24 protein-coding genes and 1 tRNA gene are annotated in these 22781 nt (G+C 72.7%); 14 read left to right on the top strand and 11 right to left on the bottom strand.

Annotated elements, in window-relative coordinates:
* Nucleotides 1-112: 112 nt before the first annotated feature.
* The 4 genes from AQJ30_RS17280 (at nucleotide 113) to AQJ30_RS17295 (ending at nucleotide 4791) form a co-directional block, all read left to right on the top strand.
* The gene (locus AQJ30_RS17280) at nucleotides 113-1093 is read left to right on the top strand and encodes a zinc-binding dehydrogenase (protein WP_067234448.1); all 981 of its coding nucleotides are present in this window, start codon (nucleotides 113-115) and stop codon (nucleotides 1091-1093) included.
* Between the two features lie 66 nt (nucleotides 1094-1159).
* Nucleotides 1160-2662, top strand: a complete 1503-nt coding sequence (locus tag AQJ30_RS17285) for an MFS transporter (protein WP_067234450.1) — start codon at nucleotides 1160-1162, stop codon at nucleotides 2660-2662.
* A gap of 59 nt (nucleotides 2663-2721) precedes the next feature.
* A complete protein-coding gene (locus tag AQJ30_RS17290) occupies nucleotides 2722-3387 on the top strand; it encodes a rhomboid-like protein (RefSeq protein WP_211278999.1) in 666 nt (221 codons plus the stop codon).
* Between the two features lie 9 nt (nucleotides 3388-3396).
* Nucleotides 3397-4791, top strand: a complete 1395-nt coding sequence (locus AQJ30_RS17295) for an NAD(P)/FAD-dependent oxidoreductase (RefSeq protein ID WP_067234454.1) — start codon at nucleotides 3397-3399, stop codon at nucleotides 4789-4791.
* Between the two features lie 11 nt (nucleotides 4792-4802).
* Here the strand turns inward: AQJ30_RS17295 and AQJ30_RS17300 are convergent, their stop codons facing one another.
* A complete protein-coding gene (locus tag AQJ30_RS17300) occupies nucleotides 4803-5216 on the bottom strand; it encodes an Imm10 family immunity protein (RefSeq protein ID WP_067234457.1) in 414 nt (137 codons plus the stop codon).
* A gap of 107 nt (nucleotides 5217-5323) precedes the next feature.
* Between AQJ30_RS17300 and AQJ30_RS17305 the strand changes: the two genes are divergently transcribed.
* Together AQJ30_RS17305 and AQJ30_RS17310 are read left to right on the top strand one after the other, a co-directional pair.
* Nucleotides 5324-5662: a hypothetical protein gene (locus AQJ30_RS17305; protein WP_067234458.1), complete on the top strand. Its 339-nt coding sequence runs from the start codon at nucleotides 5324-5326 to the stop codon at nucleotides 5660-5662.
* Nucleotides 5663-6121: 459 nt separating this feature from the next.
* Nucleotides 6122-6793, top strand: a complete 672-nt coding sequence (locus AQJ30_RS17310; RefSeq protein WP_245726966.1) for a LolA-like protein — start codon at nucleotides 6122-6124, stop codon at nucleotides 6791-6793.
* Between the two features lie 67 nt (nucleotides 6794-6860).
* On the opposite strand, the gene AQJ30_RS17315 is transcribed toward AQJ30_RS17310, so the two are convergent.
* Nucleotides 6861-6934, bottom strand: a tRNA-Thr gene (locus AQJ30_RS17315).
* 218 nt (nucleotides 6935-7152) lie between these two features.
* On the opposite strand from AQJ30_RS17315, the gene AQJ30_RS17320 reads away from it, so the two are divergent.
* From AQJ30_RS17320 to AQJ30_RS17330, 3 genes are all read left to right on the top strand, one after another.
* The gene (locus AQJ30_RS17320; RefSeq protein WP_067234461.1) at nucleotides 7153-8238 is read left to right on the top strand and encodes an ABC transporter ATP-binding protein; all 1086 of its coding nucleotides are present in this window, start codon (nucleotides 7153-7155) and stop codon (nucleotides 8236-8238) included.
* Between the two features lie 232 nt (nucleotides 8239-8470).
* The gene (locus AQJ30_RS17325; protein WP_245726967.1) at nucleotides 8471-8941 is read left to right on the top strand and encodes a hypothetical protein; all 471 of its coding nucleotides are present in this window, start codon (nucleotides 8471-8473) and stop codon (nucleotides 8939-8941) included.
* Between the two features lie 203 nt (nucleotides 8942-9144).
* The gene (locus tag AQJ30_RS17330) at nucleotides 9145-9876 is read left to right on the top strand and encodes a nucleotidyltransferase family protein (protein ID WP_067234464.1); all 732 of its coding nucleotides are present in this window, start codon (nucleotides 9145-9147) and stop codon (nucleotides 9874-9876) included.
* Nucleotides 9877-9979: 103 nt separating this feature from the next.
* Here AQJ30_RS17330 and AQJ30_RS17335 read toward each other — a convergent pair whose 3' ends face one another.
* From AQJ30_RS17335 to AQJ30_RS17365, 6 genes are all read right to left on the bottom strand, one after another.
* The gene (locus AQJ30_RS17335) at nucleotides 9980-11665 is read right to left on the bottom strand and encodes a DoxX family membrane protein (protein ID WP_079084105.1); all 1686 of its coding nucleotides are present in this window, start codon (nucleotides 11663-11665) and stop codon (nucleotides 9980-9982) included.
* Between the two features lie 128 nt (nucleotides 11666-11793).
* Nucleotides 11794-12738 carry a 23S rRNA (guanosine(2251)-2'-O)-methyltransferase RlmB gene (rlmB, locus tag AQJ30_RS17340; RefSeq protein ID WP_067234469.1) on the bottom strand — a complete coding sequence of 315 codons (945 nt, stop codon included), beginning with the start codon at nucleotides 12736-12738 and terminating at the stop codon, nucleotides 11794-11796.
* Nucleotides 12739-12826: 88 nt separating this feature from the next.
* Nucleotides 12827-14227 carry a cysteine--tRNA ligase gene (cysS, locus tag AQJ30_RS17345; protein WP_067234472.1) on the bottom strand — a complete coding sequence of 467 codons (1401 nt, stop codon included), beginning with the start codon at nucleotides 14225-14227 and terminating at the stop codon, nucleotides 12827-12829.
* A gap of 67 nt (nucleotides 14228-14294) precedes the next feature.
* Complete coding sequence (gene ispF / locus AQJ30_RS17350; RefSeq protein ID WP_067234475.1) at nucleotides 14295-14801, bottom strand: 2-C-methyl-D-erythritol 2,4-cyclodiphosphate synthase; 507 nt, start codon at nucleotides 14799-14801, stop codon at nucleotides 14295-14297.
* Nucleotides 14791-15543, bottom strand: coding sequence for a 2-C-methyl-D-erythritol 4-phosphate cytidylyltransferase (gene ispD, locus AQJ30_RS17355; RefSeq protein ID WP_067234477.1), 753 nt, complete (start codon nucleotides 15541-15543; stop codon nucleotides 14791-14793). Before ispD ends, ispF begins: the two co-directional genes overlap by 11 nt.
* A 348-nt stretch (nucleotides 15544-15891) precedes the next feature.
* Entirely contained in the window at nucleotides 15892-16374 is a 483-nt protein-coding gene (locus tag AQJ30_RS17365) for a CarD family transcriptional regulator (RefSeq protein WP_003953493.1), read from the bottom strand.
* 613 nt (nucleotides 16375-16987) lie between these two features.
* Between AQJ30_RS17365 and AQJ30_RS17370 the strand changes: the two genes are divergently transcribed.
* Entirely contained in the window at nucleotides 16988-17647 is a 660-nt protein-coding gene (locus AQJ30_RS17370; protein WP_067234482.1) for a copper chaperone PCu(A)C, read from the top strand.
* A 92-nt stretch (nucleotides 17648-17739) separates the two neighbouring features.
* Here the strand turns inward: AQJ30_RS17370 and phoP are convergent, their stop codons facing one another.
* Together phoP and phoR are read right to left on the bottom strand one after the other, a co-directional pair.
* Nucleotides 17740-18411 (bottom strand): two-component system response regulator PhoP, encoded by a 672-nt coding sequence (gene phoP / locus AQJ30_RS17375; RefSeq protein WP_018568744.1) that lies wholly within the window; start codon nucleotides 18409-18411, stop codon nucleotides 17740-17742.
* A 5-nt stretch (nucleotides 18412-18416) separates the two neighbouring features.
* On the bottom strand, nucleotides 18417-19724 hold the full coding sequence (phoR, locus tag AQJ30_RS17380; RefSeq protein WP_067234485.1) for a two-component system sensor histidine kinase PhoR: 1308 nt from the start codon (nucleotides 19722-19724) through the stop codon (nucleotides 18417-18419).
* Between the two features lie 243 nt (nucleotides 19725-19967).
* Between phoR and phoU the strand changes: the two genes are divergently transcribed.
* From phoU to AQJ30_RS17390, 3 genes are all read left to right on the top strand, one after another.
* Complete coding sequence (gene phoU, locus AQJ30_RS17385) at nucleotides 19968-20654, top strand: phosphate signaling complex protein PhoU (protein WP_067234488.1); 687 nt, start codon at nucleotides 19968-19970, stop codon at nucleotides 20652-20654.
* Nucleotides 20655-20812: 158 nt separating this feature from the next.
* Nucleotides 20813-20977, top strand: coding sequence for a hypothetical protein (locus AQJ30_RS37945; protein ID WP_107119605.1), 165 nt, complete (start codon nucleotides 20813-20815; stop codon nucleotides 20975-20977).
* 179 nt (nucleotides 20978-21156) lie between these two features.
* A complete protein-coding gene (locus AQJ30_RS17390; RefSeq protein WP_067234491.1) occupies nucleotides 21157-21405 on the top strand; it encodes an SCO4226 family nickel-binding protein in 249 nt (82 codons plus the stop codon).
* Nucleotides 21406-21468: 63 nt separating this feature from the next.
* Here AQJ30_RS17390 and AQJ30_RS17395 read toward each other — a convergent pair whose 3' ends face one another.
* Nucleotides 21469-22269 (bottom strand): helix-turn-helix transcriptional regulator, encoded by an 801-nt coding sequence (locus tag AQJ30_RS17395; RefSeq protein ID WP_067234493.1) that lies wholly within the window; start codon nucleotides 22267-22269, stop codon nucleotides 21469-21471.
* 49 nt (nucleotides 22270-22318) lie between these two features.
* On the opposite strand from AQJ30_RS17395, the gene AQJ30_RS17400 reads away from it, so the two are divergent.
* Complete coding sequence (locus tag AQJ30_RS17400; protein WP_067234496.1) at nucleotides 22319-22744, top strand: DUF2000 domain-containing protein; 426 nt, start codon at nucleotides 22319-22321, stop codon at nucleotides 22742-22744.
* Nucleotides 22745-22781 lie beyond the last annotated feature (37 nt).

A 22781-nucleotide genomic window follows, 5' to 3' on the forward strand; every position in this document is an offset into this window, starting at 1 on the left:
TCAAGCGTGCTTGAGGTCGGAGGCTGGCGGCGTACGGGGAACCGCCACCGCGGCGGGCCCCCGCAGGCACCAGTCGTCGACCACCGGCCGTCCGGCCACCCAGGGGGACCCCATGCACGCCATCCGCCTCCACGCCTTCGGCCCCGCCGAGAACCTCCGGTACGAGGAGGTCGACGACCCGCGGCCCGCACCCGGCCAGGTCCGCGTCGCCGTCGCCGCGGCCGGGGTGCACCTGCTCGACACGGCCCTCAGGGAAGGGGTGCGGGGCCCGGCCCCCGCGCTCCCGGAGCTGCCCACCGTTCCGGGCCGCGAGGTCGCCGGCGTGGTCGACGCCCTCGGTGAGGGCACCGACGCCCGCTGGCTCGGCAAGCGCGTCGTCGCCCACCTCGGCTTCGCCCCCGGCGGCTACGCCGAGCTGGCCGTTACGGACGCCGCGCACCTGCACGAGGTCCCCGGTCCCCTCGACCTCGCCGCCGCCGTCGCCATGATCGGCACGGGCCGTACGGCGCTGGGGATCGCCGGGTTCACCGACCTCGGCCCCGACGCGGTGGTCCTGGTGCCCGCGGCCGCCGGCGGCATCGGCACCCTGCTCGTGCAGTACGCCAGGAACGCCGGCGCCACCGTCGTCGGCCTGGCCGGCGGACCGGAGAAGGTCGCCCGGGTGCGGGCGGCCGGGGCCGACCTCGCCGTCGACTACCGCGACCCCGGCTGGCCCGGCACGGTCCGCGCCGGGCTCGGCGGCCGGGTGCCGACGGTCGTCTTCGACGGGGTGGGCGGCGAAGTGACCCGCGAGGCCGTCGCCCTGCTCGGCCCGGGCGGGCGGCACCTGGTCTTCGGCTGGTCGGCCGAGGGCGTCGTCGGCGGCCGCGGGTACCTCGTGGACGGCGTCTCGGAGCAGGTCCTGGGCCCCGCCATGCTGAGCAGGGTCGGCGGCCCCGACCCGCTGCGCACCCTCGAGGAGCGCGCCCTGGCCGAGGCCGCCGCGGGCCGCCTCGTCCCCGCCGTGACCCGCTTCCCGCTCGCCGAGGCCGCCGCCGCGCACCGCGCCCTCCAGGGCCGGGGGACGGTCGGGAAGGTCGTCCTGGAGCCGTGACCGGCGCCCCCGGCCAAGGGCCGTCCCGAAGATGCACCTCGTCCCGATACGTGGTCTTCTGGGCGGATGAGTGTCACCCACACAGGTGAACCCCCGACGGAGCCCGCGACCGACCCCCGCCGCTGGTGGGGCCTGGTGGTCATCGCCCTGGCGCAGCTCATGGTCGTCCTCGACGCCACCATCGTGAACATCGCCCTGCCCTCCGCCCAGGAGGACCTGGGCATGAGCAACGGCAACCGCCAGTGGGTGATCACCGCCTACACCCTCGCCTTCGGCGGCCTGCTGCTGCTCGGCGGGCGCATCGCCGACCTGGCGGGCCGCAAGCGGACGTTCGTCATCGGGCTGATCGGCTTCGCCGTGGCCTCCGCGATCGGCGGCGCGGCGACCACCGACGGCATGCTGTTCGCCGCCCGCGCCCTCCAGGGCGTCTTCGCGGCCGTCCTGGCCCCCTCGGCGCTGTCCCTGCTCACCACGACCTTCACCGACCCGAAGGAGCGCGGCAAGGCGTTCGGCATCTACGGCGCCCTCGCCGGCTCCGGGTCCGCCATCGGCTTCATCGTCGGCGGCCTGCTGACCGAGTACCTGAACTGGCGCTGGTGCCTCTACGTCAACGTGCCGATCGCGGCCGTCGCGGTCTTCGGCGCGTTCGCGCTGCTGCACGACCGCCCCGGCCACGCCGACGCCCGCCTGGACGTGCCCGGCGTCCTGCTGGGCTGCGGCGGCCTCGTCGCGATCGTCTACGGCTTCAGCGAGGCCGAGCCCCGCGGCTGGTCGGACCCGCTGGTGCTGGCCCTGCTCGCCGGGGGCGTGGCCCTGCTGGCGGTGTTCGTGTGGTGGCAGACCCGGGCGAAGTCCCCGCTGCTGCCGCTGCACATCGTCCGCGACCGCGACCGGGCGGGCTGCTTCCTCACCATGGGGCTGGCCACCATCGGCATGTTCGGCCTGTTCCTGTTCATGACCTACTACCTCCAGGTCATCCTGGCCTACTCGCCGGTCCGCACGGGCCTGGCGTTCCTGCCGCTGACCGTCGCGATCATCATCGGCTCGACCCAGATCTCCGCCCGGCTGCTGCCGCGCGTGGCGCCGCGCGCCCTGATGGGGCCCGGCATGGTCCTGGCCGCGGGCGGCATGCTGATCCTCACCCGGATGACGGTCCACTCGTCCTACGCCACGGAGATCCTGCCCGCCCTGCTGCTGATGGGCCTCGGCATGGGCCTGACGTTCATGCCGGTGTTCTCCACGGCCACCGCGGGCGTCGCGCCGCGCGACTCCGGCGTCACGTCCGCCACGGTCAACACCTCCCAGCAGGTCGGCGGCTCGATCGGCACGGCCCTGCTGAACACCATCGCCACGACCAGCGCCGCGAGCTACGTCACCGCCCACCTGCGCGACCCCGCCCGGCGGGCGCAGGTCGTCGCCGAGGGCACCGTGCACGGCTACACGGTGGCCCTGTGGTGGGCCGCCGGCGTCATGCTCCTGGCCGGGCTGGTCGCCGTGCTCCTGGTGACGACCGGGCCGCCGAGGCACGGGGCACGGCAGGAGGAGGCGGTCCCGGAGCCGGTGGTCTGACCCCCGGCCGACCCGGCTCGACAGGTGCCGCGAAGGCCCCCGGGACGATACTGACGGGGATGAAACGGCACAGGCGTGTCCCCCGGGCCCTCGCGGCGGTGCGGTCGTACGTCCGCAGCGCGCCCGGCACGTACCTGTGGCTCGGCGTCCTGTTCGTCACCACGGTCGCCCTGCACCACATGTCGCCGGAGTTCGAGCAGGACTTCCTGCGCCAGCGGTCCACCAACCTGCACGAGCTGTCCCAGAACCCGGTGCGGGTCCTGGTCGCCAGCGCCATGTGGATCGACGGCGGCCGCTGGCTGCCGTACGCCGTGCTCTACACCGTCTTCCACGCGAGTGCCGAACGCCGGCTCGGCACCGCCCGCTGGCTGCTGGTGTGCGCGCTCGCGCACGTCCTCGCCACGCTGATCAGCGAGGGCGCGCTGCTGTGGGCGATCGAGCGGGGCGTCGCACCGCACTCCGAGTACAACGCGCTCGACATCGGCGTGAGCTACGCGCTGGCCGGGGTCGTCGCGGTGCTCACGTACGAGATCCGCACCCCCTGGCGGTACGGCTACCTGGCCGGCGTGCTCCTGGTCCACGTCCTGCCGCTGACGAGCGGACCCACCTTCACGGACGTCGGCCACTTCGTCGCCGTACTGGTCGGACTGGGGTGTTATCCGCTGGTCAGGGGCCGTACGGCGGTACGGAATCCGAAGGAGACAGCCCCCGTCCCCAGGGGCTAACGTCCGCCCATGGACAGCTCGGCACGCGGCCCCGTCAACGGCGGCATCTCCTTCTGGTACGCCCACGACGGCCTGCCCGACCGGCGCCCGCCGCTGCCCGGGGACGCGGACGCCGACGTCGTGATCGTGGGCGGCGGCTACACCGGCCTGTGGACCGCGTACTACCTCAAGAAGGCCGATCCCTCCCTGCGCGTCACCGTCCTGGAGCGCAGCTTCTGCGGCTACGGCGCCTCCGGGCGCAACGGCGGCTGGCTCTACAACGGCATCGCCGGCCGCGACCGCTACGCGAAGCTGCACGGCCACGAGGCCGCCGTACGCCTCCAGCGGGCGATGAACGCCACCGTCGACGAAGTGATCGCGGTCGCCGCGGCCGAGGGCATCGACGCGGACGTGCACCGCGGCGGCGTCCTGGAGGTCGCCCGCACCCCCGCCCAGCTCGCCCGCCTCAAGGCCTTCCACGCCCACGAGCTGTCCTACGGCGAGCACGACCGCGAGCTGTACGACGCGACGGAGACCGCGGCCCGCATCCGCGTCGCCGACGCGGTGGGCGCGTCCTGGACGCCGCACGGCGCCCGGGTGCACCCGGTGAAGCTGGTGAAGGGGCTGGCGGCGGCCGTCGAGGCGCTGGGCGTGACGATCCACGAGTCGACCCCGGTCACGGAGATCCGCCCGCGCCACGCGGTCACCCCGTACGGCACCGTCCGCGCCCCCTACGTGCTGCGCTGCACCGAGGGCTTCACGGCCGACCTGAAGGGCCAGCGCCGCACCTGGCTCCCGATGAACTCCTCGATGATCGCCACCGAGCCGCTCACCGACGAGCAGTGGGCGGCGATCGGCTGGGAGGACCGCGCGACGCTGGGCGACATGGCGCACGCCTACATGTACGCCCAGCGCACTGCTGACGGCCGCATCGCGCTGGGCGGCCGGGGCGTGCCGTACCGCTTCGGCTCCCGCACGGACAACGACGGCCGCACGCAGGAAGCCACCATCGAGGCACTGCGGGAGGTGCTCACCGCCTTCTTCCCCGCCCTCGCCGGCGCCCGGGTCGAGCACGCCTGGTCGGGCGTCCTGGGCGTCCCGCGCGACTGGTGCGCCACGGTCACCCTCGACCGCGCCACGGGCCTCGGCTGGGCGGGCGGCTACGTCGGCTCGGGCGTGGCCACCACGAACCTGGCCGCCCGCACCCTGCGCGACCTGGTCCTCACCGACACCCCCACCGACCTCACCACCCTCCCCTGGGTCCACCACAAGGTCCGCCGCTGGGAACCGGAACCCCTCCGCTGGCTGGCGGTCCACACCCTGTACGCGACGTACCGCACGGCGGACCACCGCGAAGAATCCCTCCGCACACCGGGCACGTCCCGCCTGGCAACGGCAGCGAACCGCATCGCGGGCCGCCACTGATCCGCCCCGCGCTATAGGCCGACCACGCTCGGGCGCGCCCCGGGGCGTCCGTACGCCACGACGCGCAGCAGCACCGCACGCATGCGTGCCACGTCGACGGCCGGTGCCCGCAGCAGGACCTCGACGACGGGGTCGGCCAACCCGAGCGCGTGCAATGCCGAAGGATCCAACGTCACCCGCAGCACGTCGCCGTCCAGTTCCACCCCACGCACACAGCCGTACGCGGTGCCCTGGTCGGGCGTGACAAGGCAGTGGGTGTCCATCCCCAAGGACACGTCCTGGGCGTCGGGCGCCTCGAAGCCACACATGAACAGCAGGGAGAACCCACCCTCGTCGTCCGACTCGGCCACACCTGCCATCACGCAGTCGTCCCGACCGGGATCATCGAACCCACAAGCGACCTGCGCCGTGAACCGGTAAGTCATAGGAAAGTTCCCCGCACTCGCGCCAAGACCGGCTGAAACTTGTTAGCTGTGGACGCCCTCAATGTCAGCATGGGACATCAGCCGCCGTCCCCTCCCGGAGTATCGGCATGGAGCAGCACCGCATAGCCGACCTCCTCCAGGACGGCTCGGAGGTGACGGCCTTGGCCCGGGCCGCCTTGCTCGACGGTGGCGTGGGCGTCGTCTGGGAGGGGACCACGGCCTCCGAGTCGCTCGCCAGGATCTATCGCCGCCGTCTTGGGCTCACGCAGCGCACGGGGCAGGAAACACTCGGGCTCGAGCGAGCCGTGGAGCTCCTGGACTCCCACCCGTCACCGATCCGGCTCGGACAGGTCACGTCACCGGACGGCCAATGGGTCTACATGCTCTTCCTCTCTGCAGATGCGCAGTCGCTCATCGCTTGTACTGGCGTCAGGCAGAGTCGATGACGGGGCCGCTGTGTCGGGCCGCACGCCCTCACGACCTCGTTGTCGAGTGGTCACGGCGTCCGTCTCAGGACGTGGCCCAAGGCGATGAGACCGAGCCCGATGACGACCAGTGACGGGCGGGCTAGGCCACCGGCCGCGACGAACAGAGCTCCCGCTCCCCACAGTCTCGGCTGCCGGACATGACGCGGTAGCCATGCACCCGGCAGCCTGCCCAGCAGCACACCGTGCAGGCCGAGAACGACACCCGCGAGCCACAGTCCTCCCACCAGCAGCACGATCGGCAGCAGGACGACTGCAAACGACGGCGACATCGCCAATTCCCCCGAGAGCTTCGCACGTTGACTCCGCCGCAGCAGTTTCGCACGCCCGTGCGGCACCCTCCTCGGGACTGCGGCGAGTCCCCTGGCATGATCGCGTTCAGACCTGAGGGGGGCTCTCGTGCGAACGACACCTACTGCCGTGACGACGGTCCTGGCGTGCTGCGTCATGGCCGGCGCCGTGACGGGCTGCGCGGGCGGGGGCACGAGCGAGCCACCTCCCGCCGCCGATCAGATGCTCGACGAGGCAAATGCCACGATGCGCGGCCTGAGGTCGGTCACCATCGACTCGGTCACCAGGTCGACCACGGGTGGTGACTTGTCCAGCAGGCTGACGACCGATCTCAAGGGCACGTGCGCGTTCGAGCTGACCTCGGACACGGGTGCCAGGCTCGACCAGATCCGGATCGACGGCACGGACTACGTCCGCCCGAACCGAACCTACGTCGAGGAGTGGAGCCGTTCGGTGGCCGGCACAGGCGAGCAGGGCTTCTGGGCCAGAACCCCGGTCAGCGCGTCGCGGGAGGGGGACGGGCTCTCCCAGTGCACGCATCCGTTCGCGTCCTTCGGCAAGGTGAAGAAGGGCCGGCCGACCGAGATCGACGGCGTCGCGGCGATGTCCCTGGAGGTGACCGACGCGACGTCCGGCGCCTACACCTTCTACGTCGCCACCGAGGGCAGGCCCTACCTCCTGAAGGTCGTCTACAAAGACGCCGAGATGGACACCACCACGTCGTTCAGTGCCTTCGACGAGCCACTGGACGTGCACCCCCCGGACCAGGCCAAGGTGCTGGACCTGGGCGGCACCGGCTGAGGACGGGTACGGCGCCGAACGCCCCGGACCGATCACCGGCCGGGGCGTTCGTGCCGCTGTGCGGCGGAGCCCCCTGTCGGATTCGAACCGACGACCTTCGCTTTACAAGAGCGGTGCTCTGACCAGCTGAGCTAAGGAGGCGTGCGCGGGTCCGTAGGACGCGTGCCCGTGCAGTGTACCCAGGTCGTCCGGGGGGCCCGGCGAGAATTTCCCCGAAGTTCACAGTCCTCCGGGTACTGACAGGGCGGGTGAATGGCAGGTACCGTCCTGACCCAGTTCACTCGTGTGGACTACACCAACCACCTTCCTACAACGGATCGTCCGGCACGTTCCTGCCGGTAGAAGGGGGCCCATTCACCATGGCCACTGTCACGTTCGACAAGGCGACCCGGATCTACCCGGGTTCCGACAAGCCCGCCGTCGACGCCCTGGACATCGAGATCGCCGACGGGGAGTTCCTCGTCCTGGTCGGTCCCTCCGGTTGCGGCAAGTCCACCTCCCTGCGCATGCTCGCGGGCCTGGAGGACGTCAACGGCGGAGCCATCCGCATCGGCGACCGCGACGTCACCCACCTGCCGCCGAAGGACCGGGACATCGCCATGGTGTTCCAGAACTACGCGCTCTACCCGCACATGACGGTCGCCGACAACATGGGCTTCGCGCTCAAGATCGCCGGCGTCAACAAGGCGGAGATCCGGCAGAAGGTCGAGGAGGCCGCCAAGATCCTCGACCTGACCCCGTACCTGGACCGCAAGCCGAAGGCGCTCTCCGGCGGTCAGCGCCAGCGCGTCGCCATGGGCCGCGCCATCGTCCGTGAGCCGCAGGTCTTCCTCATGGACGAGCCGCTGTCCAACCTGGACGCCAAGCTCCGCGTCTCGACGCGTACGCAGATCGCGTCCCTGCAGCGCCGCCTCGGCATCACCACGGTCTACGTCACCCACGACCAGGTCGAGGCCCTCACCATGGGCGACCGCGTCGCGGTCCTCAAGGACGGCCTGCTCCAGCAGGTCGACACCCCGCGCAACATGTACGACCGCCCGGCGAACCTCTTCGTCGCCGGCTTCATCGGCTCCCCGGCGATGAACCTCGTCGAGGTCCCGATCACCGACGGCGGCGTGAAGTTCGGCAACTCGGTCGTGCCGGTGCAGCGCGAGGCCCTGTCCTCCGCCACCGACAAGACCGTCACCGTCGGCGTCCGCCCCGAGCACTTCGACGTCACCACCGACCCGGCCACGGGTGTCGCGGTCGTCGTCAACGTCGTCGAGGAGCTGGGCTCCGACGCGTTCGTCTACGGCACCGCGCAGGTCGGCGGCGAGGCCAAGGACCTGGTCGTCCGCGTCGGCGGCCGTGAGGTCCCGGAGAAGGGCAGCACGCTGAACGTCGTACCGCGCTCGGGCGAGACCCACGTGTTCTCGACCTCCACGGGCGCGCGCCTCTCCGACTGACGTCACCGGCCGCCACACCGTCGGCCCGCCTCCCCGCGGGCAACCGGAAGGGCCCCGCAGCACGCGTGCTGCGGGGCCCTTCCGCTGTGTCTCCCCGCCGCTCCGACACCACGGTGGAACCGGCGTTCCGAGCGGTACCCGTCAACCCACTACCCAAAAAGGTGCACGGGTTCATCCCCCGACCGGGTGACTCAATGTCGCCAAATCACTACCGGGCGCTACCCTCACTCGCGTGAAGCACTCCGTGAAGCACTCCAGCTCCTCCCCCGCAACGCGACGCGGCCAGGGCCCCGCCCGCCACATCGGCCGCACCCTCGCGCTCGTCCTGCCCGTCGTCCTGGTGCTCTCCGGGACCCTCGCGGTGACCCGCGTCAACTGGTCGGGGAACCCGGCGGACTCGGTGCTCGCCGCGTCCGACGTCGCCGCCGCGGGCGACGCCAAGCACACCGCCCCGCGCGCCCCGCAGGACGTGCTGCGCGACCGGCTGCTCACCGAGCTCCAGGAGAAGGACCCGGGCACCGCGCTCACCCACCTCCAGGAGGCGGTCAACGGCAAGCCGTCGCTCGCGCGGCACTGCGCCTCCATCGCCCGCGCCCTCGGCCGCGCCGCGGTCCGCGTCTACGGGCCCACCCGTGCGCAGTCGTACGCCCGCCCGGTGTGCGACACCTCCTTCGCCTCGGGCGTCCTCGCGGCCCACAGCTGAGCCCACGGCGCAGGCGTACGGCCGTGGTCAGAGGTGAGGTACCGCCCGTGCCGTGACCGTCGTCGGCGACGACGGTCACGGCCACCGTCGGGAAAGGCCCGCACGCGACCTGCACGGGCCCGGAGCGGCGCCCACCAAGACGGCCGCCGGCGGACCCGGTTCCCGGCCTCAGGCGCCCGCGCGGCGCCACGTACAGTGCCGTCATGACCCATCCGCACGCCGCGTCCCGCCCGACACAAGCCGTCGTCCTGGCCGGTGGCCAGGGCTCCCGGCTGCGCCCGTACACCGACGACCGGCCCAAGCCGATGGTCGAGATCCCCGGCACGGGGACGCCGATCATAGGTCACCAGCTCGGCTGGCTCGCCGAGGAGGGCGTCACGGACGTCGTCGTCTCCTGCGGCCACCTCGCCGAGGTGCTCCAGCAGTGGCTCGCGACGGCCGACCTGCCGCTGAAGGTCACCACGGTCGTCGAGCACGAGCCGCTGGGCCGCGGCGGCGGCCTGAAGTACGCCGCCGCCCACCTGCCGCACCCCGACCGGCCCTGGTACGCCACCAACGGCGACATCTGGACCCGCTTCTCGCTGCGGGACATGGCCGACTTCCACACCGAGCGCGACGCGGTGGCCACCCTCGCCCTCGCCCGGCCCCGCATCCCCTGGGGCGCCGTCCAGACCGACGGCTTCGGCCACATCACGGACTTCATCGAGGCGCCGCCGTCGACCTTCGAGATCAACGCGGGCGTCTACGTCTTCTCCCCGGCGTTCGCCGACCTGCTGCCGGAGCGCGGCGACCACGAGCGCACCACGTTCCCGCGCCTCGCCCGTGAGCTGCGCCTGGCCGGCTTCCCGATCCCGCAGGGCGCCTACTGGCGGGCCATCGACACCGCCAAGGACCTGACCGAGGCCGCCAAGGAACTGGCCGCCCTCGGCCGCTGACACCGAGGGGCACCCGCGCCGCTCCCGCCCCACGACAGCCCACGGCAGAGGACCCCGCACCCGAAAGGTGCGGGGTCCTCTGCCGTGTGCAAGACGCGTTCCGCTAGCCCAGCAGACCGCCCACCAGGCCCGGGCGGTCCGAGTGGGACGAGCCGCCGTCCGAGCCACTGCCGCCGCCCGTCGAGCCGCCGCCGCCCGAGGAGCCGCCCGACGTCGGGCCGGAGGACGTGCTCGGCGCCTCCTGGACCGGCGAGGACTGCTCGGGCGGGCTGTCGTCGCCGACGGTGCCCTGCGTCTGGCTGGGTGCGCCGGTGCTCGAGGTGTCCTCGTCGCGCGGGGCGCCGGAGTCCTCGCGGTCCTCCCCGGCGGACGGCTCCGAGGTGGCGCCCTGCGTCGGGGAGGCCGACGCGGCCGGCTTGCGGCTCGCCCGGTGCTTGCCGGGCTCGCCGGGCAGCGGGGTCCCCGGCAGTTCGTTGCGCGGGGCCTCGCCGGGCCCGGGCACGACGACCCGGTCCGAGTCCCGCACCGCGCCGCCGAGCAGCGAGCCGACGAGCAGGGTGAGGCCGACGGTGACCGCCGTGACGAGGGCGCCCCGCCGCAGCACGTACCGGCGCAGCTCCCACAACTCGGAGCGGGGGCCGAGGCGCCGCCAGGCGCTCGCGGCGAGCCGGCCGTCGATCGAGTACACGGGCGCGCCCGCGATGATCAGCGGCGACCAGGCGGCGAGGTAGATGATGTCGGGCGCGTCGTAGACCGGGACGGTCTTCCAGCTGACGGTGACGATGAGCGCGGCGGAGAGCAGCGCGCCGACCACCGCCGCGACCCGCTGCCAGCAGCCGAGGACGGTGAGGACACCGACGACGACCTGGAGGAAGGCGATGACGAGCCCCGAGCCGATGGGGTGGTGCAGCGCGAACTGCCGCAGGGGCTCGGCCACTTCCCACGGGTGCAGGGTGTTGAGCCACTTGACCATGGAGCCGCGCTTGCCGCCGTCGAAGTAGACGGGGTCGCACAGCTTGCCCATGCCGGCGTAGAGGGAGATGAAGCCGAGAAAGACGCGCAGCGGGAGCAGGACGACGCCGAGGTTCATCCGGCGGCCGGGGTAGTAGGCGTGCCGCGCGGGGTCGTCGCCGTGCCGCTTGCCGCGCGCCGCCGCGCCGGGGGCGTCCGGGTCGTCGCGGTCGGCGTCGGCGTACCCGGCTCCGGGGAACGCCGCCGTCTCGGACAGCGCGCCGCCGTCGTAGGCGCCGTAGGCGCCGGTGTCGTCGTACGCGCTGCCGACCGTGCGCATCGGCGGGAGCAGCCGCTGGCCGCCGTCGCCGTGGCTGCGCTGGGCGCCGACGACCGGGGTCTCCAGGGTCTGCGCGGTGACGTCGTCGTAGCCGCCGACGTCGACGCGCGGAATGACCTGGGTGGCGCCGGCGTCGGCGCGGCCGTCCTCGCCGTGGCCGACGCTGCCCGCCCGCACCGCCTGGAGCAGCCGGTGGGCGCCGGTGTCGTCCGGGGCGGTCTGGCCGCTCCACACGACGGGCCGGCGCCGGGCGACGGCGGCGGCCTCGGCGGAGCCGGGCGTGCGCGCGGTGTCCTGGGCGGCGCTCACGGGCCGGGCGATCCGCGAGGAGGAGGCGCGCCACGACGAGGCGCCCAGCAGCACGCGGAAACTGGCGTGATTGACGATGATCTGCGCCGGATCGCTCGGCACCTTCACCATGCTCAGCGCGGGAGCGTCGTCGAGATCCGACGAGCGGTCCCCCGTGGGTGTGCGGGGTGTTCTGGTGTCCACACTCATCTAACCGAGTGACGTGTGGTTAGGACACTGCTTTGACCGGTCCGATCTGTCCGGACCCCGTCAAGGTTGCCCTGCTCCCGCACAACCCGCCGGAATCGACCCGTACGGGCGGCCTGCCGGACAGGTGTTCAGACCCGTCGGCGTGCCGCCTCGTAGAGCACGATGCCCGCCGCCACACCGGCGTTGAGGGACTCGGCGCCGCCCGGCATCGGGATGCGCACCCGGTAGTCGCAGGTCTCGCCGACGAGCCGGGACAGGCCCTTGCCCTCGCTGCCGACGACGATGACGACCGGGCCCCCGAGGGCGTCCAGCTCGCCGAGGTCGACCTCGCCGTCCGCGGCGAGCCCGACCACGACGACGCCCGCCTTCTTGTACGCCTCCAGCGCGCGCGTCAGGTTGGTGGCGCGCGCGACCGGCGTACGGGCGGCGGTGCCCGCGGACGTCTTCCAGGCGCCGGCGGTCATGCCGGCCGCGCGCCGCTCGGGCACGACCACGCCGTGACCGCCGAAGGCGGACACCGAGCGGACGACGGCACCGAGGTTGCGCGGGTCGGTCACCCCGTCGAGGGCCACGATCAGGGGGTCCTCGGCCGCCTCGGCGGCGGCGTCGGCCAGGTCCTCGGGGTGGGCGTACTCGTACGGCGGGACCTGGAGCACCAGGCCCTGGTGGTTGAGGCCGTTGGTCATGCGGTCCAGCTCGGGGCGGGGCGCCTCCATGAGGTTGATGCCGCCGCGCTCGGCCGCGAGCTGGAGCGCCTCGCGCACCCGCTCGTCGTTGTCGATGAACTGCTGGACGTACAGCGTCGTCGCGGGCACGCCGCCGCGCAGCGCCTCGACGACCGGGTTGCGGCCGACGACGAGCTCGGAGGCCGAGCGGCCGCCACCGCGCCGCTGCGGGGCACGGCCGCCCTGCGCGCGCTTGATCTTGGCCTGCGCGGCGCGCTGCTTGACGTGGCCCTTGCGCATTTCGGCGGGGGGCGTCGGCCCCTTGCCCTCGAGGCCCCGGCGCCGCTGGCCGCCACTGCCGACCTGCGCGCCCTTCTTGCCGGACATGCGGCGGTTGTTCCCGGCCATGACCTACCTGTCTTCGTGAAGCGGGTGAACGTACGTGAGTGCCAGTGTGCCGCCCGGCGGGCCGGGCGGCACACTCGTGTGCGGTCCGCTACCGCGGACCGAGGGTCCAGCGCGGACCCTGCGGGCTGTCCTCGATGGCGAGCCCGGCCTGCTGGAGCTGGTCGCGGATCGCGTCCGCGGTGGCCCAGTCCTTGCGGCCGCGCGCCGACTCGCGCTGGTCCAGCACGAGCCGTACGAGACTGTCGACGACGCCGTGCAGGTCCTCGCCGGCGTCGGCCTCGCCGGCCCAGTGCGGGTCGAGCGGGTCCAGGCCGAGGACGCCGAGCATGGCGCGGACCTCGGCGAGCCGGGCCACCGCCGCATCCTTGTCGTCGGCGGCGAGGGCGCTGTTGCCCTGCCGGACGGTGGTGTGCACGACGGCGAGGGCCTGCGGGACGCCCAGGTCGTCGTCCATCGCCTCGGCGAAGGCGGGCGGCACCTCGGCGGCCGGCTCGACGGTCTCGCCGACGAGTTCGACGACCCGCTGGGCGAAGCCCTCGATGCGGCCGAACGCGGCCTCGGCGTCGCGCAGCGACTCCTTGCTGTACTCGATCATCGAGCGGTAGTGCGGGGTGCCGAGGTAGTAGCGCAGCACGATCGGGCGCCACTGCTTGACCATCTCGGAGACCAGGACGCTGTTGCCCAGCGACTTGGACATCTTCTCGCCGCTCAGGGTCACCCAGGCGTTGTGCACCCAGTACTGGGCGAAGTCGTCGCCGTACGCCTTGGCCTGCGCGATCTCGTTCTCGTGGTGCGGGAAGATCAGGTCGAGGCCGCCGCCGTGGATGTCGAAGGCGCTGCCCAGGTACTTGTGGGCCATCGCCGAGCACTCCAGGTGCCAGCCGGGCCGGCCGCGGCCCCAGGGCGTCTCCCAGTCGGGCTCACCGGGCTTGGTCGCCTTCCACAGCGCGAAGTCCCGCGGGTCGCGCTTGCCGGTGATGCCCTCCTCGGAGGGCTGGCGCAGGTCGTCCAGGTCCTGCCGGGACAGCTCCAGGTACGCCGGCCACGACCGGACGTCGAAGTAGACGCTGCCGTCGGCCTCGTAGGCGTGGCCGCGCTCGATCAGGCCGCGCATCATCTCGACCATCTCGGTCACGTGGCCGGTGGCCCGCGGCTCGTAGGTGGGCGGGAGGCAGCCGAGGGCGGTGTAGCCGTCGGCGAAGGCCCGCTCGTTCTCGTAGCCGATGGCCCACCAGGGCCGGCCCTGCTCGGCCGACTTGGAGATGATCTTGTCGTCGATGTCGGTGACGTTGCGGATGAACGTGACGTCGTAGCCGCGGTAGGCGAACCAGCGGCGCATGATGTCGAAGTTCAGGCCCGAGCGGATGTGCCCGATGTGCGGGGCCGCCTGCACGGTGGCGCCACACAGGTAGATCGAGACGCAGCCCGGCGTGAGCGGGGTGAAGTCACGGATCTGCCGGGCGCTGGTGTCGTACAGGCGAATAGTCACGGGTCCAGGGTAGTGGGCGCGGGCCGCTGCGCGTGCCGTGCCGGGCATCACGCCCCGCGCCCTGCGGTCAGCGGTCCGGGCCGGCCTGCGCGACCAGCGCCGTCGCCACCGCCATCAGTCCCTCGTCCCGCCCCGGGAAGCCCAGTCCGTCGGTGGTGGCGCCGGACACGGTCACCGGGGCGCCGGCCGCGTCCGACAGGATCTTCTCCGCCTCGTCCCGGCGCTTGCCGATCTTCGGGCGGGGGCCGATCACCTGCACGGCGACGTTGCCGATGACCCAGCCGGCCGCGCGCACGATGCGGGCCGCCTCCGTCAGCAGGGTCACCCCGGACGCGCCGGACCACTCGGGCCGCCCGGTGCCGAAGTGCCGGCCCAGGTCACCGAGGCCGGCGGCGGAGAAGAGCGCGTTGCACGCGGCGTGGGCGACGACGTCGGCGTCGGAGTGCCCGGCCAGTCCCGGCCCCTCCCCCTCCCACTTCAGGCCGGCGCACCACAGCTCGCGGCCCTCCTCGAACGCGTGGATGTCGGTGCCGATGCCCACCCGGGGCAGCACGATCCGCGGCTCAGAAGCCATCGTTGAGCCTCCTGCGCGCCAGGACCGCCTCGGCGAGGACCAGGTCCAGCGGGCGCGTCACCTTGAACGCCTCCTCGTGGCCCGGTACGACCACGACCCGCTCGCCGAGCTGTTCCACCATGCTCGCGTCGTCGGTCACCTCGCCGGTCACCGACGCGTGGGCGCGGACCAGCGCCTCCCGGTCGAACCCCTGGGGCGTCTGCACCGCGCGCAGCCGGGCCCGGGACGGGGTGGAGAGCACCGGCTCGGGGTCGCCGGGCGTCCCGGCCGGCTCGACCTCCTTGACGGTGTCCGCGAGCGGCAGCGCCGGCACGACCGCCGGGGCGCCCTCGCGCACCGCCTCGATCACCGCGTCCACCGTGTCGACCGGCACCAGCGGCCGGGCGGCGTCGTGGACCAGGACGATCCGGTACTCGGGGGGCAGGGCCTCCAGCCCGAGCCGCACCGACTCCTGGCGGGTCCCCCCGCCGGGGACGACGACGAAGTCCGTGCGCTCGGGCAGCGCGTGCGCGTCGAGGAGGGACTTCACCTCCGCCGCGCCGTCCGGCGGGGCCACGACCACCACGAGGGACACCGCGCGCGAGGCGGCCAGCGCGCGCACCGCGTGGATGAGCATGGGGGTGCCGTTGAGCGTGCGCAGCGCCTTGGGGGCGCCGGGACCTAGGCGAACTCCCCTGCCTGCGGCGGGAATCACGGCCGCCGTACGGGCCGGCGGGGGCGCGGGAAGCGAATCGTCAGACATCGGTTCCTGTCAGGTTTGTGTGCTCAGCCTACGTGGGTATGGCCTGGGGAGTGCCGGGCGCGACGCTTGACCAGACCCTTCCGTGACGCACCGGTCGAGCCGCTCGGCCCGGGCCCGGCACGCCAAGTATCGGGGGCTTCCCCCGACGTACCCGCCCCAGGTGCCGGTCCTCGTGTGCCGTCGTGGCGGCATCGGTGACCCGCCGGAGCGCACCGGCGTCCGTACGGCAGCCGGGTACGAACATGCCGCAGCGCCCGGCGACGAGGAATTCGTCATCGGGCACCGCGGCATTTCGATGTGCTGCTGGATGCTGCTGTCTGGGCTGCGCCGGACCAGGGGGGCCTGACGTCAGGAGGCGAGAACCTCGTCGAGCAGCGCCTCGGCCTTGTCCTCGTTGGTGTTCTCCGCGAGCGCGAGCTCGCTCACCAGGATCTGGCGGGCCTTGGCGAGCATGCGCTTCTCACCGGCGGAGAGTCCGCGCTCGCGCTCACGACGCCACAGGTCACGCACGACTTCCGCGACCTTGATGACATCGCCGGAGGCGAGCTTCTCCAGATTTGCCTTGTAACGACGCGACCAGTTCGTGGGCTCCTCGGCGTACGGCGCGCGCAGCACCTCGAAGACCCGGTCCAGCCCGTCCTGACCGACCACATCACGCACGCCGACGAACTCCGCATTGTCCGCTGGCACACGCACCGTCAGGTCGCCCTGGGCGACCTTCAGCACCAAGTAGGTCTTGTCCACGCCTTTGATCTGGCGAGTTTCGATGGCCTCGATCAGCGCGGCCCCGTGATGGGGATAGACCACGGTGTCGCCAACCTTGAACGTCATGTGACAGGTACCCCTTCCGTGGCTATCCAGGGTAACACGGAAACCGGCGGTTCTGAATGGCGTTTTCGCAGGTCAGGGCATATCTCGGGGCTTGACAACAGCGACAGGAACGTGCTGCGCGGGGTGCCCGGAAGCAGGTATTCGCAGGTCGGAGCGGCTGTCCGAGCCGGGTGAAACGCGCACGTCACACGCGTCCGGAGCCCCGCGAAGACGCCCGAAACGCACCGAATGTCTGGTTCCAAGCGTGCGACTTCCGCTACTCCGTTCGGTGCGCGGAGTCGGATCCGCGTCGTTTCCGGAATTGATCACGACGACCCCGAACGAGCGGTGATCAATTCCGGGGACGGCAGCGCATTCCGCCACGGAAAATCCCCGGGCACGGGCCGTCGACGCTTATGTGAATGGCGGGCGTCGGAGTCAGTTGTGACTCCTGAGGCGCATGTGACAGGTGGGGCGGATGGTGCTCGATGACCTCCGCGACCGGCCCGGTGTGCCTTAGAGGCGGGTCGGGTGCGGCGCCCCGGGAACGGCTCGGTAACCTAAGGCCGCTGACTGACCCTTAGGGCGGCTTTGTCAAGGGAGCCGTCCGTGCGTTCAAGGAGTTGCCGCCGCCGTGAGCAGCAGCCTTCGACGCGGCGCCCTCGCCGCCTCCGCCCTCGCGTTCTCGATCGCCACGCTCGCCGGCTGCGCGGCCGGCAACAACGCCCAGACACTGGAGATCAAGCCGGACAACGCGGCCGTCCACGTCGGCGACATCAAGATCCAGAACGCCACCGTCATCACCCAGCCCGACCGCGAGTCCACCGGCCCGGCCGTGGTCGCCGCCACCATCTTCAACGGCGGTGACACCGACCAGACCCTCGACTCCGTGACCGTCGAGGGCGCGGACAAGGACGCCCAGCTCTCCCCCGCCAAGGGCCAGAAGGGCAAGCTGGTCGTCCCGGCCGGCGGCTCCCTGGTCCTCGGTGGCCAGGACAACGCCTCCGCGGTGCTCTCCGGCAGCCCCGAGGCCGTCCAGGACGGCAACGCGCAGAAGGTGACCTTCACCTTCAGCGAGACGGGCGAGGTGAGCCTGCGCGCCTTCGTCGTGCCGGCCAAGAGCTACTTCTCCGGCTGGGGCCCCACCGACGTCCCCAGCGCCTCGCAGAGCCCGTCCGCCTCGCAGAGCGCGCCCGCGTCGGCGAACCCGAACACGGACGTCTCGGGCGCGAGCGAGTCCCCGGCCGCCGCCGAGTCCTCCTCGCCGTCGGCGTCGGAGTCCGCGTCCCAGTGACCCGGCCCCGGGCCTGACGCCCGCGGAACCACGGAGAAGGGCGGCACCCCTTGGGGGTGCCGCCCTTCTCGTCGTCATGGGGTGCGGGCGGCCTACGGCTCGAACTTGTAGCCCAGGCCGCGGACCGTCACCAGGTAGCGCGGGGCGCCCGGGTCCGGCTCGATCTTGGCGCGCAGGCGCTTGACGTGGACGTCGAGGGTCTTGGTGTCGCCCACGTAGTCGGCGCCCCAGACGCGGTCGATCAGCTGCATGCGGGTCAGGACGCGGCCCGCGTTGCGCAGGAGCATCTCCAGCAGGTCGAACTCCTTCAGCGGGAGGTCGACCTTCGAGCCGGACACCGTCACGACGTGGCGGTCCACGTCCATCCGGACCGGCCCGGCCTCCAGCGCGGCCGGGGTGACCTCCTCCGGCTCGCCCCGCCGGCGCAGGACGGCGCGGATGCGGGCGACCAGCTCGCGCGAGGAGAACGGCTTGGTGACGTAGTCGTCGGCCCCTATCTCCAGGCCGACCACCTTGTCGATCTCGCTGTCCTTGGCGGTCACCATGATGACGGGGACGTTGGAGCGGCCGCGCAGCTGGCGGCACACCTCGGTGCCGGGCAGCCCCGGCAGCATCAGGTCGAGGAGCACGAGGTCGGCGCCGTTGCGCTCGAACTCGTCGAGGCCGTCGGGCCCGGTCGCCGCCACGGCGACCTCGAAGCCCTCCTTGCGGAGCATGTAGGACAGGGCGTCGGAGAAGGACTCCTCGTCCTCGACGACGAGCACACGGGTCACGGAAGGACCTCCGGGGCGGAAAGCGTTTCGTACGCGGTGGAGTCGGGGGATGCGGCAGAAGAGGGGTGGGACGGGCCGGCGGCGGAACGCCGGTCCCCGTCTCGGACGTCGTCCTCGTCGTCGAGAGCGGGGTGCTGCAGGGCCCGGTCACGGGCGGCGCCCGCCTCCGGGAGCCGCAGGGTGAACGTGGAGCCCTGACCCTCGGAGCTCCAGACCGTGACCTCCCCGCCGTGCGAGGCGGCCACGTGCTTGACGATCGCCAGCCCGAGCCCCGTACCGCCGGTGGCACGGGAGCGGGCCGGGTCGACCCGGTAGAAGCGCTCGAAGATGCGCTCCTTGTCCTTGTCGGAGATGCCGATGCCCTGGTCGGTCACGGCGATCTCGATGAGGTCCCCGCCGGGCGCGGTGATCCGGCGCACGGCGATCCCGACGCGGGTGCGGGCCGGGGAGTAGTTGACGGCGTTCTCGACCAGGTTGCCGAGCGCGGCGGCCAGCTGGCCGCGGTTGCCCCACACGTGCAGGTCCGCGGTGCCGCCGGCGGCCATGGTGATCTGCTTGGTGCCCGCCTGGTGCCGGCACCGGTCGATCGCCTCGGCGACCAGCTCGTCGATGCGGACCGGCTCGGCGTCCTCCAGCGGGTCGTCGTTCTGCACCCGGGAGAGGTCGATCAGCTCCTGCACGAGGTTGGTCAGCCGGGTCGCCTCGATCTGCATCCGGCCGGCGAAGCGCTGCACCGCCTCCGGGTCGTCCGAGGCGTCCAGGACGGCCTCCGACAGCAGGGAGAGCGCCCCGACCGGGGTCTTCAGCTCATGGCTGACGTTCGCCACGAAGTCGCGCCGGACCGCCTCGATGCGCCGCGCCTCGGTGAGGTCCTCGACGAGCAGCATCACCAGCCGGGAGCCCAGCGGGGCCACGCGCGCGGAGACCGCGAGCGCGTCGCCGCGGCCGGTGCCGCGCCGCGGGAGGTCCAGCTCGACCTGGCGTATCTCGCCGTCGCGCCGGGTGTCCCGGGCCATCTGGAGCATCGGCTCCACGGCCAGCTTGCCGCCGCGGACCAGCCCGAGGGCGTACGCCGCGGAGCTCGCCTTGACGACGGCGTCGGCCTCGTCGAGGACCACCGCGGAGGACCGCAGCACGGAGAGCACGGTGTCGACGCCGGGCGGGAGCACGGGGTCGGTGTGCAGGGAGGTGCGGGTGGGACGGCTCTGGTCGCGCTCGCTCCAGCGGAACGCCAGCATGGCGATGACACCGGTGAGCACCCCGGCGATCGCTGCCGCTGCGGCGACCGCCGCGTTCACGTCCATGCGTCCAGGTTAGGCATGCCGTCCGTGCTGGCCACAGCCATCGAGGTGCGACCTCGAACACTCGTCGCCCAGAGTTCACCTGGGAGCCAGGGGTGGTTCATTTGAGGGGACGGAAACCGACGCGTACGGGGCACACCGTGGGAACGTGGGGTTCGCACCGCCGGTTCCCGGACCGGGACGTCCCCGGCACCCCCGAACCCGGAACCCCCTGGACCCCAGGAACACATACGAGAGGGAAGCCTGATGCGGGACGCGTACCACGAGGAACTTGACTCGATCGGCGACGGTCTGGTGGAGATGGCCCGGCTGGTCGGCTCGGCGATCGGACGCGCCACCACCGCGATCCTCGACACGGACCTGAAGCTGGCCGAGAGCGTCATCGAGGCCGACAAGAGGGTCGACGAACTGCAGCACGAGCTGGAGGCGCGGGCCATAGCGCTGCTCGCCCGCCAGCAGCCGGTGGCGACGGACCTGCGCATCGTCGTGACGTCGCTGCGGATGTCCGCCGACCTGGAGCGCTCCGGCGACCTCGCCCAGCACGTGGCGAAGCTCGCCCGGCTGCGCTTCCCGGACCGCGCCGTCCCGCACGACCTGCACGCCACCATCCTGGAGATGGGGCAGCTGGCACAGCGGCTGATGGCCAAGGCGGCCGAGGTGATCGTCACCAAGGACGTCGACCTGGCGATGCAGCTGGAGCAGGACGACGACGAGATGGACCTGCTGCACCGCACGCTCTTCCAGCACCTGATGGACGAGCGCTGGCGGCACGGCATCGAGACGGCCGTCGACGTCACCCTGCTCGGCCGCTACTACGAGCGGTACGCCGACCACGCGGTGGCGGTCGCCAAGCGCGTCGTATTCCTGGTGACGGGCGAGCACGCGGACCTCCTCGGCGCGGACTACCAGCCCGAGATCCAGGCCGAGGCGTAGCCCGCGGCGTCCCCGCGCGAGCCGGCTGCGGGAAGCCCGGGGAAGCCGGAGGGGGCGGGCGGGTGCCCGGCGGGGCGTGGGCGAGCCACTGTGCGCCGTTGATGCGCCCAGCCCGGCGGGCATGCAATGGGTACAGGCACCAGCCTCGAGGAGGGTCCATGGCCGAAACCCCCAGCACCCCCGGTACGACACCCGACCCCACGCAGGAGCGCCCGACCGAGCGGCCCGCCGAGATCAGGAACCTCACCCTGATCGGCGCGTGCGGCTGCGGCTCGGGGTGCGGGTGCGGGTGCCAGTCGGGCAATCCGTGCCAGTGCGGGTGAGGTGAGCGAGGACGAGCCAGGGCCCCGGCGGGCTGCCGCCGGGGCCCTCGTCGTACGGGAGGCGTGCGCGCGGGGGCGTGCGCGCGTGCTGCGGTGTCGGCCGGTGATCGTCTGCGCGTCGGCGCGGGGCGGCGCAGCATGGAGGGAGGGCGGGTCGGAACCGAAGGAGGTGCGGGAACATGCCCAAGTTCATGGACGTCCACCGCGGCATGGCGGGCATCACCGAAGAGCAGCTGATGGAGGCCCACAACGCCGATCTCGCCATCGAGGGGGACGAGCACGTCCACTTCGAGAGCGCCTGGGCGGACCCGGAGGCCGGCGTCGTCTACTGCCTGTCCGAGGCCCCCTCGGCCGAGGCGGTCCAGCGCATCCACGAGCGCGCGGGACACAAGGCGGACGAGGTGCATCCGGTGCCGCTGAGCGTCTGAGGGAGGACCGTGCCGGGCGGGGCCGGGCTCCGGACCCCCGGACCAGGCCCGGCCCCGCTCGGTTCAGCGGGCCGAGCGGCGGTAGCGCCCCGGGGGCACGCCCACCAGCCTGCGGAAGTGGCGGGTCAGGTGCGCCTGGTCGAAGAAGCCGGCGGTGGTGGCGACCTCGCCCGGCGGGAGCCCGTCCAGCAGGAGCCGGCGGGCCCGGCCGACCCGGCGGGACGTCAGGTACTGGTGCGGGGCGATGCCGTAGGCGCCGCTGAACGCCCGTACGAGATGGGCGGGATGGGCGTGCAGGAGGCGTGCGGCCTCCTCCAGGGTGACGCCGTCCGTGACGCGCGCGTCGAGGAGCTCGCGGAGCCGGCGGGCGAGGGCGGGGTCCCGCGCGTCCCGCCCGGTCGGGCGCAGCCGTTCGTCCAGGCGCGCGCGCAGGTGCTCGGCGACGAACGTCAGCCGGCTCTCCGCCTCCAGCTCGTCGCCGGGGCGGGCCAGTGCCGTGTGCAGCCGACCCACGCGGCGGCGCAGCAGCGCGTCGCGCAGGTCGGGTCCGTCGACGGCCGCCCCGATCAGGTCCTCGCCGAGCACGCTCGCGTCGAGGTACACGACCCGCTTGCGGAAGCCGTGCGGGGTGGCGGGGGCGCCGTTGTGCGGGACGTGCGGGGGCAGCAGGGTGACCGTGTCGTGCGGGGTGCCGTGCTCGTGCCGCTCCAGGTCGTACCGCACGGCGCCGTCGTCGACGATGAGCAGCGTCCAGGCGTCGTGGACGTGCATCGGGTAGGCGTACTCGGTGAAGTGGGCGTGGAACACCTCGGTGACGCCCCGGACGCGGGGGCGCCAGGCGGTGACTTCCTGCCGGGCGGCCATGCAAAGAACGTACAAGACGGGGTCGTACGGGGCTCGGCAGTCTCGTGGCATGAGCACTGAACCCCTCCGTTTCGACACGAAGATCGCCGTGCTGCTGCGCGAGGACCTGGAGCCGTGGCAGCGGCTGAACGTCACCGCGTTCCTGGTCAGCGGGCTGGGCACCCAGGTCCCCGAGGTGATCGGGGAACCGTACGAGGACGCCGACGGGGTGGGCTACCTGCCGATGTTCCGCCAGCCCGTCCTGGTGTTCCAGGGCACCAAGGAGACCCTGAGGGCGGCCCACGCGCGCGTGCTGTCGCGGGCGCTGCCCCGGGCCGTCTTCACGGGCGATCTCTTCACGACGGGCAACGACCGCGACAACCGGGCGGCGGTACGGGCCGTGCCGACGGCCGAGCTGGACCTGGTGGGGCTGTCGGTGTACGGGCCGCGGAACGCGGTGGACAAGGTGGTGAAGGGGGCGCGGATGCATCCGTAGGGGGCGGTTGCGGGCGCCCGCTGGGCGGATCGCTCGC

This window comes from Streptomyces longwoodensis (genome assembly GCF_001514125.1).
Lineage (GTDB): Bacteria > Actinomycetota > Actinomycetes > Streptomycetales > Streptomycetaceae > Streptomyces > Streptomyces longwoodensis.